The organism is Bradyrhizobium retamae, from assembly GCF_001440415.1.
Taxonomy (GTDB): Bacteria; Pseudomonadota; Alphaproteobacteria; order Rhizobiales; family Xanthobacteraceae; genus Bradyrhizobium; species Bradyrhizobium retamae.
This window is the reverse complement of sequence record NZ_LLYA01000188.1, coordinates 1-13540: the sequence shown is the minus strand read 5'-3', so window position 1 is coordinate 13540 and position 13540 is coordinate 1. Positions and strand designations below refer to the sequence as shown.

The 13540-nt window shown below is 60.3% G+C and carries 11 protein-coding genes and 1 pseudogene; 2 read left to right on the top strand and 10 right to left on the bottom strand.

Annotated features, from left to right (window positions below; translation table 11 throughout):
* Positions 1-82 precede the first annotated feature (82 nt).
* On the top strand, positions 83-601 hold the full coding sequence (locus tag CQ13_RS31715) for an invasion associated locus B family protein (RefSeq protein ID WP_082637759.1): 519 nt from the start codon (positions 83-85) through the stop codon (positions 599-601).
* Positions 602-1246: 645 nt separating this feature from the next.
* On the opposite strand, the gene CQ13_RS44720 is transcribed toward CQ13_RS31715, so the two are convergent.
* The 9 genes from CQ13_RS44720 to CQ13_RS31670 all read right to left on the bottom strand — a co-directional run bounded on the left by CQ13_RS44720 (position 1247) and on the right by CQ13_RS31670 (position 12111).
* Positions 1247-1930, bottom strand: coding sequence for an integrase core domain-containing protein (locus tag CQ13_RS44720; protein ID WP_245309450.1), 684 nt, complete (start codon positions 1928-1930; stop codon positions 1247-1249).
* A 449-nt stretch (positions 1931-2379) separates the two neighbouring features.
* The gene (locus CQ13_RS31705; RefSeq protein WP_057846743.1) at positions 2380-3858 is read right to left on the bottom strand and encodes a Spy/CpxP family protein refolding chaperone; all 1479 of its coding nucleotides are present in this window, start codon (positions 3856-3858) and stop codon (positions 2380-2382) included.
* A gap of 618 nt (positions 3859-4476) precedes the next feature.
* The gene (locus CQ13_RS31695; protein ID WP_156434026.1) at positions 4477-4965 is read right to left on the bottom strand and encodes a hypothetical protein; all 489 of its coding nucleotides are present in this window, start codon (positions 4963-4965) and stop codon (positions 4477-4479) included.
* A 201-nt stretch (positions 4966-5166) separates the two neighbouring features.
* Positions 5167-5307 carry a hypothetical protein gene (locus CQ13_RS43640; protein ID WP_156434025.1) on the bottom strand — a complete coding sequence of 47 codons (141 nt, stop codon included), beginning with the start codon at positions 5305-5307 and terminating at the stop codon, positions 5167-5169.
* Between the two features lie 5 nt (positions 5308-5312).
* Positions 5313-7319, bottom strand: a complete 2007-nt coding sequence (locus CQ13_RS31690; RefSeq protein ID WP_057846740.1) for a sodium:solute symporter family protein — start codon at positions 7317-7319, stop codon at positions 5313-5315.
* Positions 7320-7739: 420 nt separating this feature from the next.
* Positions 7740-9158 carry a TRAP transporter large permease gene (locus CQ13_RS31685; RefSeq protein ID WP_063800200.1) on the bottom strand — a complete coding sequence of 473 codons (1419 nt, stop codon included), beginning with the start codon at positions 9156-9158 and terminating at the stop codon, positions 7740-7742.
* The gene (locus tag CQ13_RS31680; RefSeq protein WP_063800199.1) at positions 9155-9712 is read right to left on the bottom strand and encodes a TRAP transporter small permease subunit; all 558 of its coding nucleotides are present in this window, start codon (positions 9710-9712) and stop codon (positions 9155-9157) included. The genes CQ13_RS31685 and CQ13_RS31680 overlap by 4 nt, the downstream gene beginning before the upstream one ends.
* Positions 9713-9714: 2 nt before the next feature.
* The gene (locus tag CQ13_RS31675) at positions 9715-10902 is read right to left on the bottom strand and encodes a TRAP transporter substrate-binding protein (RefSeq protein ID WP_197427508.1); all 1188 of its coding nucleotides are present in this window, start codon (positions 10900-10902) and stop codon (positions 9715-9717) included.
* Between the two features lie 771 nt (positions 10903-11673).
* Positions 11674-12111: a hypothetical protein gene (locus CQ13_RS31670; RefSeq protein ID WP_057846738.1), complete on the bottom strand. Its 438-nt coding sequence runs from the start codon at positions 12109-12111 to the stop codon at positions 11674-11676.
* A gap of 737 nt (positions 12112-12848) precedes the next feature.
* On the opposite strand from CQ13_RS31670, the gene CQ13_RS31665 reads away from it, so the two are divergent.
* Complete coding sequence (locus CQ13_RS31665) at positions 12849-13058, top strand: hypothetical protein (RefSeq protein WP_057846759.1); 210 nt, start codon at positions 12849-12851, stop codon at positions 13056-13058.
* 286 nt (positions 13059-13344) lie between these two features.
* Here the strand turns inward: CQ13_RS31665 and CQ13_RS45065 are convergent.
* Positions 13345-13540, bottom strand: a pseudogene (locus tag CQ13_RS45065) (hypothetical protein); the annotation flags it as partial.

The window sequence follows — 13540 nt, the reverse complement described above, 5'->3', positions numbered from 1 at the left end:
ACCGACACATCCGAAGGTAGTTTCCTTCGGAGCCGGTTCAGTGAAAATTTCAATCAAATTAGCGGTTGTAGCGCTATTCGGCATGTGCGGCCTTGGCCAAGCCCAGGCGCCCAAGACCAAGAATGCTGCGCCCACGGCGCAGGCAACGCCAGCTCCCACCGCCGGCCCGGCCGAGGGCTCCAATGCGCCCGCGCCTCCCGGCTGGGTTGCACGGTGCAGCAGCGCCAGCCGCGGCGCGCCACTCGAATGCGCGATCGAGCAAAGCGCCGTCCTGACCAAGACCGGTCAGTTGATCGTGCTGATCAGTATCCGCGTATCGGCCGAAACCCGCGCACCGGTCGGTATCGTGCAATTGCCGCTCGGGCTCAACCTGCCGGCCGGAGCCAAGCTCCAGGTCGACGACGGCATGACGTCTGACCTGCAGGTTCAGACCTGCGAGGCACGCGGCTGTTACGCCAACGCCCAGATTTCGCCTGACATGCTGGCCGCGTTGAAATCCGGCAAGCAGTTGAAGGTCTCGTTCCAGAATATGGCCAAGGAAACGATTACGATTCCGATGCCGCTGGCGGATTTCGCCGCGGCGTATGAGAAGGTTAAGTAGGTAAGTTTGGTCGGTTGCGGCAGCGTTGCCCCAAACAAAGTCGTCATTCCCCGCGAAGGCGGGGAATTCAATACGCCGCGGCCTATCGATCAACTACTACTGCCATCTGGAATACTGATCGCCCGCCGGAGACTGTCATCGGGCGCGCATTCGCGCCACCCGGTGGCGGGGCGATGACGGCTGAGGGCGTTCGCTACTGCCGCCCATCTCCGCCGCACCTACGCCCCCGCCATCCAGCTTCTGATCGGCATCATGTCGATCGTCACCTTCAGCAACTGCCCGATCAATTCGAACGCGGCAAGCGCCGCCAGCGGCCCCCTGTAATTCGTTCGAAAATGCCCCTCCTTCCACGCTTGCCAAGGCCCGGATCGAGCGAGTAGAACGACGCACTAGCGAAAGCGGCGATTGCAAATCCCCGCTCCGGCCGATTGCCCGGACATCCATGTAAAACATTGATGTTATTGAGCAATTCTTGGGGAATGGTGTAACGGTAGCACAACGGCTTTCGGGCTAGGCCATTGAAATCTTTCACCTAGTTTTGCAAACCCCCTACATTTTGATCCGGCTATTTCCGGCCACTTCTGAGACGTTTGCAAAACTTTTCTCGTTGTCCTCGGTGTTGAGCAGACTTGTGCCTACCGCATATCAAATCCGGGCATATTGGTGGTGCAGTCCACCCAGGATCGGGCGGCAGATAACGCGTCCGGCTGTCTCGGCGGCGCGTGATATCGGTGTGTCTTTGTTCAATGACAAGTGAGTGCGCCTGCCGTTGTAGTAATCCATGTACGACAGCAGCACCTGGCGCAGATGGCGTTCGCCAAATATCACGATATGATCAGTGCATTCCCTGCGGATCGAGCCGATCAGCCGTTCGGCGTAGGCATTTTGCCAGGGTGAGCGAGGAGACGTCGGGCGGTCTCGAATGCCGATGGATCGAACGCGGCGGATAAATAGCTCGCCATAGGCGCCATCGCGATCCCTGATCAGGTAACGAGGGATTTGCTCCCAACCGCACGCCTCCGTCAGTTGATTGGCGATCCATTCCGCCGTTGGATGCGCGGTCACTCCAAACCAGAGGATCTGCCGCCGACCATGGCCCATGATCAGCAGGCCATAGAGCAGACGAAAGGAGATCGTCGGCACCACGAAAAGGTCCAGCGCCGCGATCCCGTCGGCATGATTGCGAAGGAACGTCTTCCATCCCCGCGAGGGAGGTCCCCTCCCCCGCGCCATATACTTGGCGACGCTGGTCTGGCCGACTTCGATGCCGAGCTTGAGAAGCTCCCCATGGATTCTCGGCGCGCCCCACAACGGATTGGCGATGCTCATCCGGCAAACCAGCCGCCGAACTTCCAACGACACGGTTGGTCGACCGCAGCGGCGTCGCGATTTCCAGCGCCAATACAATCTGAAACCGGCGCGGTGCGAGCGGATCACTGTGTCCGGTCGGACGATTGCAAGTGCATCATACATCTTGGGAAACAGTCGGCACACGCCTCCCAATACCAGTCTGTCAATCGAGATGAACGGAGGTCTCTTGGAACTAGCCCGTCGCAGCACATTGATTTGCTGCCTTAAGACCAAAATCTCTGCCTCAAGCGCAACTCGCGACCGCAACAGGTCGATGACTATCCCAAAGATCAGTCTACACAAATCTGACATCGGGAGGCAGCATCGCCCGATTCTCGATGGACCACCAGCGGATTGGATTTACGATAGGGACAGCGGTGAAATAGTTTCGATCCGGCCCGCGAGAGTTTCCCCTGTTGCTGTTTGCCTCACCGTTGCTGGTTTCGTGATCCGCTGCCAAGGGTGTTGAAGCGCGCTTTCTGCTCGCTGCTTAGCGAGGCATAGAATATCTCAAGCGCCGGCTGTATGTGCTCCGCTGCCGAGACCATTGCCTCAACCCGCCTCTCCATCTGCTCGAGCCGACCGACCGGCGTCTGCGGAATGACGTCGGGACACTCGGATTGGAGAATGTCGACCGCGCCTGCGGTCGTCTCTCTCAGTTCGTCGAGTGCCTTCTGCTGCGACTCGCGCGGCCGCACAACCTCTTCGATCCTTCCGATCGGCAGGTCGACGAGACCGGGCTTGGGTTCGCCACAAGCGGAGCCCTCGCCTTCAGCCCGGGCCTGATCGCCTGTGCGGGCGCGGCCCACATCCGGTCCGAGCAGATTGAAACGCGCCTTCTGCTCGTCACTCAGCGAATCGTAGAACGCCTCAAGCGGCGGTCGCACAATACGGATGGCTTCAAGTGTTGCCTCAAGCCGCTCAACCATGGCCTGCAAACGCCCGGTCGGCGTCATTGGAACGTCAGTGGGGCAAGCGGCCTTGAATGCCTCGGTCGCCTTCGCCGCTGCTGCCTTGAGGTCGTCCAGAAGCCTCTCCTGCGCCTCGTCCGGCCGAACGGCACTCTCGATGCGCTCGAACGGCCACGCCGTGACACCTTCGGCCGGCTCGCAGAACTGCGCGACCGCGCGCGCAGTGGGACGGCCGCGGGAAGCCGCACGCGGCAGCGCAGCCCTCATGCGCTCCGGATACGGAGCCGCGTAAGCATATTTGGAATAGGGGCCGCCGTACGGCCAGAAGATCCCTTCGAATATGTCGTCGTAGGCGTATGCCCAATAGCCATTGAAATAAGCATGGGGCCAGAACGTGTAGTGAAAGATGTCGAAGTATACGTACGGCCAGAAGACCGGTCCCACCCACGCCACGAAGTGCGCGTGACGTCCGCGCCGCCAGGCATGCCGTGCGATGCTAACCGCGCGGCGCGCCTCCCTGACCTGCCGGCGCGCCTCCCTGGCCTCTCGCCGGTCGGCGCGGAATTGCGCAGCGAAGCGTCCGCGAGCGGCCACTTCAGGCGTCACGCGGTCCGGGCGACCCTGGCGCGCCTCGAGCCGCTCCTTCCGCCGCGGTTCGCGCTGCTGTGCGGGTTCCCGAAGCAACCGCTCCCGCCGCTGCGCGCGCTCCTGTCGCCTTAACTCGCGCTGCTCCAACCGCTCCTTTCGTTCGGCGGCACGCTCCTGCCGAGGTCGCTCGCGCTGCTCCAACTGCTCCTTCCGCTCGGCGGCACGTTCCTGCCGAGGTCGCTCGCGCTGCTCCAACTGCTTCTTCCGCTCGACGGCACGCTCTTGGCGGCGTTGCTCGCGTCGCTGCTCCCTCTGCCGTGCGCGCTCACGCTGTCCCCGCGGCTGCTCGTCGGCGCGTTCCGGTCGTCGCTGCAGTCGCTCCCGCGCCTGCTCACGTCGCCGCTCCAACCGCTCTCGACGCTGGATTCGCTGCTGGACGTTCTCCCGTCGTTGCCGTCGGATCCATTCCTGTTGGCGCTGTGGGCGGGCGCGTCGTTCGATCCGCTGCCGAGGATATGCGCGCATCTGCCGCTGAATTCGACGCGGTCGCTGCACCCCACGACGAATCTGAGGTGGCGCGGCCCTTCGGATACGGGGCCCGCCACGGTGAACTCTCGGTCGGGGCATTACGGCCCTCGGTGCCGCGCGAGAAGGCATCCGGCGCGGAGCAGCACGCTGAACTGGGCCAGCTCTTGGAGCCGCCCGATGTTGTGCCACCTGTATTGGCATTGCCGCGCGAGGCTCAGAGGCAGCAGCAGCCGTGCGTGGCTCTCTCGGCTGCGTGTTCGAGGTCGCTGGCATCGCTGTGAGAATCAAAAGTGCGATCGCGAGGCACGCGACGAGCTTCGTCATCATCCGTCCCTCCGCGTCGCCCTCGGATGGGAAACTCGTGCCGGCTCTTGCAGTTTCCTCGCACAACCCGCTGCGGCCTCTCAAGACAGTACGCTATCGTACCGGATCAACGGCGCCGGTGACGAAAGGCGGTGTACTATCACTGCGATCCTATCTCGACCGACATAGACCAGACTAATTCGGATAGAGGGTGGTTCGCCGAGCGGGAATCCTCGCCATCAGGAATTGGTAGAATGCATCGACCTGCTCCCGATTTCCTGGAATACGGTATCGCTTCCGGGACCGAAGCATGAGCCAGAACGGCAGGAAAACCACCATATACCAGAATGAGGGTGGTGATTCCGGTCGTTCGATCTTCAGTTCGACCCAGTCGTCGCGTTTGTAGAACCCAAGGAACAGGAATGCAGCGCCGATCAGGAAGAGAGCCAGACTGACGATCGTCGACGGCATCGTTTCGAACCCCGTCAAGGCACCGGCCGCTGCGAATGCGATTCCGAGAACGATCCGGGTGATGCCGCTCCATGTCCGCCAATCAGCCGTCCGGCGTCTCGCCTCCGAGACCTCCGTGTATTGGATGCCGATCAGGCGATCTCCCCGTGCCCCGAAGAAGCGCTGGCGAGTGGCATATACATCCAGTCCGGCGTCCATGTTGAAGACGGCCACGACTGATTCCCCGGGGTCAAGCACTGACGTAATTTCCCCCGGGACGTTTTCCACCGTCCGGTCCAAAGAGCGCTCTCTTTTCACTGCTCTCTTGCTGCCCATGGAGGCCATATGGGTGCCGGCTTCGACGAAGGCCTGGATGACGGATCGTCGTTGCCCCGAGCGCCGGTCATCAGCACGGCGCGGCCGCCCCAGGTCGGCTTAGTCCGGCCGCAACTCGTCCGACTTCGCCAGTTCCTCCGCTGTTGGCGAATGGTAGTACGCGCTCATAAGCATCAGGCCGATCACGATCGGAGTAGCCCATGCCGCCAGAACAATAAAAGTGCTGAATCCTGCGCTCATGGTGCTCAACTCCGCATGTAATCGATCGTTTGCTTGGCGGCAGCATCCCTGGGATGCGGGGTATAACGCGGCGCGGTGGCCATCTCGGCCGGCCAACACATGCTCCACAGCAGAAACGCGCCGGTTAGACCACCGAGGATCAACCAAGCCCAGAGCCCCGGCATGCCGAAGAAGACGCCGTCGAGATAATTCCCGAATTCGATGCCCGGTCCGACGAACATGATCCACCAGAACGGAATGTAGAACCACAGGAAGCTGTGCCACTTCCTCGCCTTGGGCTCGTAGAATCCCGGATCGTGCTTCCTATAGAACCGGTCGAGCTCATTCATCCATTCCGAGAACTTCTGGCTCGGAGTTGTGATCGAAGAAACCAGCCAGATGGTGAGAAGATTGAAGATGATTCCCCAACCGGCTGAGTGGATGCTCAGCGTGTAGCGGTACGCCGGCCAGAAGTAAGTCGCCGTGACAACCACAATTCCGACCATCAACCCGGCGGTGATGCCTTGCGGCGTCCACCGGATGGGCCAGCCGCGGAAGTTGTAGCAAATCACGATGAGCGCCGGGTAGAGCTGGAATCCGTACGACACCGCGAGACCCCCCAGCATCACCATGAGGTCGTGCTGGGCAAACGCGACGTAGAGCGAAGCGAGAAGCAGTATCGCGCAGAAGATGCGCGACCAGTGCACCTGCCAGCGCTCAGGAAACACATCCGAGATCCTCAGCGCTTCCACACGCGGCTCCGGATTGCCCGGATTGTGCCCGGAGCCGCCGCCATGGGCGGCCGCAGGCTCCAGGCGCTTGGCTCGATACAGCATCGTCTCGCCGACGATGTTCCGGGTCGCGATTGCGGCGAACGAAGAGATGTAGGGTCCTGCCGTGGATTGGGCCGCGGCGAGCAGGCCAATGGCCGCCAGCGGAATCAGCCACAACGGCATGTATTCGAGCATCAGCCTCGGCACCACGCCGTCTGATCCCGCACCTGCCGCGCCGGCAGCCCGGATGAACTCGACCAGCGCAGCGTTGCTGAACGTGGCGGGATCTTGGTGGGCGAGGACCTGAGCCCCCATCCCTTGAACAACCGACCACAGCACCAGCGTCGCCGTCACTACCGTGCCGATGCCGAGGGTTATCTGCCAGGCAAGCAGCCGTGTATGACGCATGCTGTACGCCCACATCGTGAAGGCGGGGGACGCCTGAATTCCGGCGAGGGCCAACATGTAGGTGAGCATCATCATGCCCGTCCACTGCGGCTTCGGTCCCAGGCCCTCTACATTCGTGACCCAGTTCCAGTTCCAGAGTATCCAACCATGCGAGTGAGTATAATAGGTGTGCGTGGTCGAGACCTTCTCCATGAACGGAGCCCACCCACCGAAACCGTACAGTACAGACGCCCCGATCAGCGTGATGCCGCCGAACGTGAGGAAATACTGGACCACGTCCACCCACGCGATGGTCCTGAGTCCACCGGCACCGACATAGATGAGCATGATCAGCGCGAGTGCGACGCTTCCCACGAAGAACGGGAAGAATCCGCCGGTCACCACGGTGAACAGCAGACCGGAGCCGATGAGTTGGACCGCCACATAAAAGCAGCTGTACAGAAACGACACGACAATGATCAGGGCACCCAGGAAGTACGAATCGAAGATTGTGCGATACTGTTCGGGCGGAGTGATGAATCCGTATCGTCGCCCGAGCATCCATTGCCGCTTGATAAACAACGCGCCCGTGAATGGAATCGTGATCGCATAGAGGCCTGCATAGGCGTAGGCGATCCCGGCGGCATAGACTGTCCCGGGATGTCCCATATAGGTCCACGCGCTGAACGAGGTGACGGACGCGGAGAGCATGAACAGCCACGCCGGAAGCGTCCGCCCCGAGATGCCCCAGCCGGAAAGAGTGCGCGCCTGCTTGTATCCAACGACGCTCCAATAGATGCAGTATGCCCAGTAGAGTCCGACTGCGATGAGTACTCCGGCAATCAGCGGCCAGTTGTATTCGGGTGTCGGCATGATCAATCTCCTCCCAAAGTCCACCCACTTAAAGAAGCGGGTGAGGAGACGACGCCGAGGTCACGCTACTCTTGTTATGTTCTTGTGGAGCGTTCCGCGGTCAGCTCCTCGACAACCGGGCGTCCTTCTGACGCCACATGCCATCACGTTCCGTAGGCGCGGCTGGATCGCCAGGCACGCGCCGGGCTTGAGTGATGATCTGTCCATCCGCGTCGCGCCAACGGAAACGCGCGCCGAATCTTGCAGTTCCTTGCACCGCCCGATGCGACATTTGAGATCGTACGCTACGGTACCGGATCACTGGCGCGATGCGCGAACTCCTGAGTGGCAGACGACACAAACGAAATCCAAACAGCCTTCAGCTGGTTCGCGACTGTCAGAGTGCGGGGTACGGAAGCGAACCTGACCTTCTGCCACGCCCTATTGTTGCATCAACGGGTCCATTTCTAGGGAGGGCGCCTGCCGACGTTGCTGTTGGATGATCTTTTGATATTGCTCAGGGATCTTCTCAGCGCGTGAGGCAGCGGCCAACCGTTCTGGTAGCCACGTCGCGATCTGCGGGAAACTGATCAGCAGCGCGACTGCCAGCAACTGCAGAAACATGAATTGGAACATGCCCTTGTAAATGTCGAGCAGGCTCCACTTGTCGACCACTTGCTTCAAGTAGTAGGCGGACATGGCAATCGGTGGCGACAGGAAAGCCGTCTGCAGAACAACGGCGACCAGCGCTCCGAACCAGACCAGATCTATCTGCAGGGCGGCCACCACCGGATAGAAGATTGGCAAAAACACGAGAATGACTGCTGGCCACTCGAAGGGCCAGCCGAGCACGAACACCAGAGTCAATACCAGGATCAGCATGCTAGTCTTGGAGAGTTCAAGCGCGAGCAGGCCCTCCGTGATCCAGTTGGCAGTGCCAAGCCGGGCAAAGACCGCGCCGAAGATGTTCGACGTGACGGCGAGCAGAAGCACCATGCTTGAGGTCATCATGGTCGCGATCAAGGCTTTGCGGAATGCGGTCCAAGTCAATTTCCGGTAGCCAGCCGCGAGGACCAGCGACCCTGCGGCGCCGACGCCCGCTGCTTCTGTCGGTGTCGCCAGTCCGGCGAGGATCGAGCCAAGTGTTGCGGTGATGAGCGCCAGCAGCGGCACGACTCCAACCACCACCTCTCCCAGAATGGCGGGAAGGGAATGGACGCGCTCCTCCATGGGCATTGCGGGACCGAGTCCGGGATCGATCATGCTCCGGGCGAGAAGGTAGACGAGATAGATGCTGGCAAGCATGAAGCCCGGCACAAGCGTGGCCGCGTAGAGATCGGCCACCGAGACGCCAAGTACAGGGCCCATCACGATCAGCATCACCGAGGGCGGAATAAGGATGCCCAGAGTGCCTCCTGCGGCGATGGCGCCGGCCGAGAGCCGCGCACTGTAGCCGGAGCGGATCATGATGGGCGAAGCCATGATGCCAAGGACGGTCACAGCTGCTCCGACGATGCCTGTGGCCATGGCAAAGACCGCCGCAGTTAATACCACGACCACGTACAGGGAGCCCCGCACCGGCGCCATGAGGTATCGGAAGGCAATGAAGAGTCGCTCCATCAGGCCCGCCTCCTGGGTGACGAAGCCCATCAGGATGAAGAGCGGCACGGCGGCGAGCACCTCCTCCTTCATCATCCCGATGGTCTGAAAATAGGCGAGATTGAACACAGTGTCGCCCAGCCCGAGCCAGCCGAAGCTCAAGGCGAGGAACAGCAGCGTGAATGAGATCGGGACGCCGATGAAAATTGCCCCGAGCAGAACGAGCAGCATCACGAGACCGATGAGGGCCTCGGGCGTCATACCTGAACCTTAACTTTGCGTTCTATCTCCTCACCGGTACGCGCTGCATGCAGGCTCTTCAGGAGTTCCGAGACGCCCTGCAGCAGGAGCAGCAGGCAAGTGATCGGGATGACCGACTTGAACGGCCACAGAGGCGGGCGCCAAGGCGTGAGATCAGCGAGCTCGTGGATGCGCCAGGACGTGAGCGCCTCCTGCAGCCCGACTACCATGAGGAGCGCAAAGCCAGGGAAAAAGAACACGATGTACGAGACCGAGTCGATGGTACCCCGGGTGCGGATGGAGAACGATTCCCAGAAAAAGTCCGTGCGGATGTGGGCGCCTCTGTAGAGAGTATACGCCGCTCCCAGCATGAACAGGGTTCCGTACAGCATATAGCTGGTATCGTACGCCCAGATCGTTGGCGCATTGAAAACGTATCGCGAGACCACCTCGTAGCAGACGGCTGCCACCAGCGGCACCGAAAGAAATGCCACCACAGTGCCTGTGAAATCGGTGATCCGGTCGATCGACCGGATCACCGCAAGAATGCGTGGCGATGGACGAAAGTCGTCCATAGTTAGCCCCGACCTTTGCTAGTGGAGGCGGGGTCAGCCCCGAAGTCCTCAGGCCAGTAGATGCTGGCCACGAACGAGTACGGCGGGAAATAGAATCGCTTGGCCGGCACAACGACGCTCGCGTAGTCCCGTTGGGAATCCCATACCTTCTTGAAGAAGGGATTCTGTGCCGCCTCGCGTGCGGCGATCTCGTCCCACTTTTCCAGGAATGCGCGCAAGACATCGCCTGGCGTGCGCAACAATTGCACGCCGTACTTTTCACGCATCTCGGTCAAGGCTTCGGCGTTCTGCTTCTGCCACTTCGGCCACCAGACAATGAAGGCATCACGGGCGGCCGATTTGATGATCTCCTGATGCTGAGCCGAAAGGGCGCGCCACACCTCACCGTTGATGAGCAGTTCGCCAATGGTGACGTTCTCGTGCACGCCTGGCGAGTAATGGAATTTCCAAACATTCTGGAATCCGAGGCGGATGTCCTCAACGCCGCCTACCCATTCGGCACAGTCGATGACGCCGCGCTGGGCAGCGGGAATGATCTCGCCCCCCGGCATATTGACGACCGTCATGCCAAGCTCCTTCCAGACCTCTGCGGCGAGACCGGTTTGGCGGCATTTGAGCCCTTTCAGGTCGTTGAGATTGGTAATGGGACGATTGAACCAGCCGAAGGCTTGCGGGCCGGAGGGAAGAATGGGAATGGGGACGACATCGAGTTTGAGCACCTTAGTGTAGAACTCCTGATACAGTTCGAGGCCGCCGCCATGATGGAGCCAGCCCATCACGTCGATGAAATCCATGCCGAATGTGCCACCAGGGCCGCCGGTGAAGAGAATGGCTGTGCGGTCCTTACCGGTCCAGTAGCCGGCCCACGAATGGGAGCCGTCAACGACCCGCCGGGAAACTGCATCGAGGAGCTCAAACGGTGGCACCACCTGACCGGCTGGCATGGTGTCGATGGTGAGCATTCCCGCCGACAGCTTGCCTACGCGATCTGCGAAGTAGGTGAAATTCTCGTAGAGCGTCAGGCTCGCCGGCCATGCGGCCTGCATTCTGAGGACCGTATTGGAAGACGGGCGGCCGGCCGGGGCTTGCTGGGCCCGTCCTGTTCCACGCCCGAGAGTGGCCATTACGCCCGCTGCGGCCATGCTGCCGATTAGAGTGCCGATTGTTCGTCTGTCGATCGCCTTCCACATGGGGAGCCTCCCTAGTGAGGCTGGTCGCAGGAGCACGTGACTCCCGTACCATACCAGGCCCATTCTCCAACCTTGACAGCTCTTCGTCTGCGCATCGGCCGGAAGAGTACGACGCGATCGCCTTGAGCCTGAATGGCTGCGGTATGATCTTTACGCGCGTCGCGCCAGCGCCTAGCCAGCCGCCTATCTCTGTGTGCGACGTAAGAACTGAACGGAGATGCAACGTGGCAATGTAACTGCAGTTCCTAGCTGGCTCTACCAATGGTACGCGGATGTACCGACTCGATCCGGAATCGTAGAGACCTGTCGCAATGGACGATTGGAGCGACCAACAGAAAGCTGCTGATGTAGAGCATCAGAGCAAGCGCGGCGAGGCGTTTGACGTTATTCCGCCCGGGGAATACCGAAAATGGACATGTTTACACATTGCAGTGCTATGGCCGCTTTCTGTCGCCAGCGCGCGAGGTTTGAAGATGAGCATAATGTGTTCTGGACCAGAGAAGCGGAGGAATGGGATAAGTTGCTATCCGAGTACGCCCCGCAACCCGAGAGTGCCCCTGAGGGGATTGAGGATTGTAAGTGTTGACCGCTGCACAGCGCCAGGCGTTAGCCCACAAATACACGATCATGTCGCAGGCGCCTAACATCTCTAACGGCCAGGCATTCATACTTAAAAACATTGCGCGTAGCTATGCGGATCTAGCCACAGCTCGATACTCTCGCGGCTAAGCCAAGCGATAGGACCATCGCCCTTACGTGCAGGGTTATGGACTACTCAATGGAAGTGCGCCTTTCACCAGACTGCGCGCCTTGGTCGACTGGTGGAAGCTTCATCGCGGCAAGTCGCTCAGCACAAATCTCTGCGGCGGAGGCTACCGGCTTGTCCGAGCCGGGGAGCGTAGCCCATCCCCCCTTCTCGATGAAATCCTCACGCTGCCAAGAGCTGGTCTTCTTAAGGGTCGCGAGCTGAGCACGCGCATCGGAGGCATCGACGAAACGCTGAACGCAAACGTTCGCTGCGAGTTCGGCGCGTGCATCCCGGGCGGCCTTGTCGACCATCTCCTTCGCTGTCCCGCCGGTTACCCAGCCGCCCCACGTGAAGCCGATTATCAGTGCGACGACGACAGATCCCACGCAGCTCCAAAATAGAGCCGCTTTTGAAGGACGATATTCTCGCCAACGCTGCCCCAGCATCTGAGCGCTAGCCATATTATGATCTCCTCACTGCTTGCTGTATCGGTCCATCGCCAAGCGTCTTTGACTCTGCTTGTATCGACGGAGACGGCACCCAACAGGATAACCGCGATCGCTAATGACGGATCTATCGTCGTTCTGATAGATCGTACGCTAGTGTACGCACGTCGGAGTCCGACTCAGCCGCCGAAGCGGAGAGAGCACTGCAGGTGCAAGAGAGCGGGGACGAGGAGCCCGCGTGATTCAGCTCGTCTACGTGAAGCAGAATGGCAGGCCTTCCGAACCCCAGATTAGCACCGACGCAGGTGGACCTGTAAGCCGCCTGGGCTATCTGAATTTGTCGGCGCATGCATCCGTTCCGGCGGTTCACCATCTCGTCCTAGGAAGTCCGGTCTCATGCATGTCCCCACACACCGCCCTCAAATTACTGTCTTCCTCACGAGAAATCGGCTCGGTTGAGATTGCGGGCCTGCTAACCCCTGCCCTTGCCTAGTTCCTCGCAGGGTGGCGAGGAGTCGGCACCTAATCGGACCAATTCATTTTGCGGCCTCACCTTCGACTCTGCTGGGCAGAGCGTGCTGACAGGCGGTTATCGCGACGGCGGCCAACATTGCGGTCGTGGGCCGCGGATTGCAGGCTGTTTGAATGGCTCTTTCGCACGACCTCACGAGCACAAAAACATTCGGTCTGCTGGCGTCCGAGTTCTGGCGCCCCTGATGCTGCTTTGCTCCAACCGTTCTATCGAGATGAAAATGCCGCCCGTCAGAAAACGCGCTTACACGATCTTAGTACAGTACGAACAGGCTCAAGCCGAGTTGATCGGGAAGGCGGTTGTGCTCAGCGATGGAAAAGCAGGAACGATCGACGGGCTCTTCTTGGACGAATTGCATGGGTTGCGCATTTCGGTCAGCGGTCATGCCGGAAAGTGGCCTGTTTCGACAATTAGACTTCTGCAGAATTAACTCGCGCGCCTCTCACAGCAGTGGCGCGTGCGGACTGACGTTGGAAGAGGTACGAGAGCTCCGATTACTACGTTAGCCAACTTATCTGAGTGGGACCATCGATCCGAATGCGCAATCGTACACCTCTCAATTCAGATTTTGACCGCTCGAGCCGAGCGTTGTTCCTGCACGACGACGCTGAAAACCGCGCGACTCCCGCGCGCCGCAATTTGGAGGAGCGCTCTAACAGCAGATCCCAAGATTCCGCGAGCGCTTCCCCTGCTCAACAAGAGCCGTACATCGGGCTCTAGAAGAATCCGAAGCGGAACGGGCCAAAGCCGAAGGACACGTAGGTCCGCGGGCCATAGTACCGATCATAGTAGGGCAAGCCGTAGCCGAACGGGCGATAGTAAGTATATGCAGGTCGATAGTAGGAGAGCCGGCTCCGAAATCTGAACAGTGCGATAAGTGGAGTTTCTGCCTGACGGCGGGCAAGATTGGCC

Coding starts and splice junctions, on each gene's coding strand:
- CQ13_RS31715 (WP_082637759.1), top strand. CDS start 83: ATGTGCGGCCTTGGCCAAGCCCAGGCGCCCAAGACCAAGAATGCTGCG.
- CQ13_RS44720 (WP_245309450.1), bottom strand. CDS start 1,930: ATGAGCATCGCCAATCCGTTGTGGGGCGCGCCGAGAATCCATGGGGAG.
- CQ13_RS43640 (WP_156434025.1), bottom strand. CDS start 5,307: ATGAGCGCAGGATTCAGCACTTTTATTGTTCTGGCGGCATGGGCTACT.
- CQ13_RS31690 (WP_057846740.1), bottom strand. CDS start 7,319: ATGCCGACACCCGAATACAACTGGCCGCTGATTGCCGGAGTACTCATC.
- CQ13_RS31685 (WP_063800200.1), bottom strand. CDS start 9,158: ATGACGCCCGAGGCCCTCATCGGTCTCGTGATGCTGCTCGTTCTGCTC.
- CQ13_RS31680 (WP_063800199.1), bottom strand. CDS start 9,712: ATGGACGACTTTCGTCCATCGCCACGCATTCTTGCGGTGATCCGGTCG.
- CQ13_RS31675 (WP_197427508.1), bottom strand. CDS start 10,902: ATGTGGAAGGCGATCGACAGACGAACAATCGGCACTCTAATCGGCAGC.
- CQ13_RS31670 (WP_057846738.1), bottom strand. CDS start 12,111: ATGGCTAGCGCTCAGATGCTGGGGCAGCGTTGGCGAGAATATCGTCCT.
- CQ13_RS31665 (WP_057846759.1), top strand. CDS start 12,849: ATGCCGCCCGTCAGAAAACGCGCTTACACGATCTTAGTACAGTACGAA.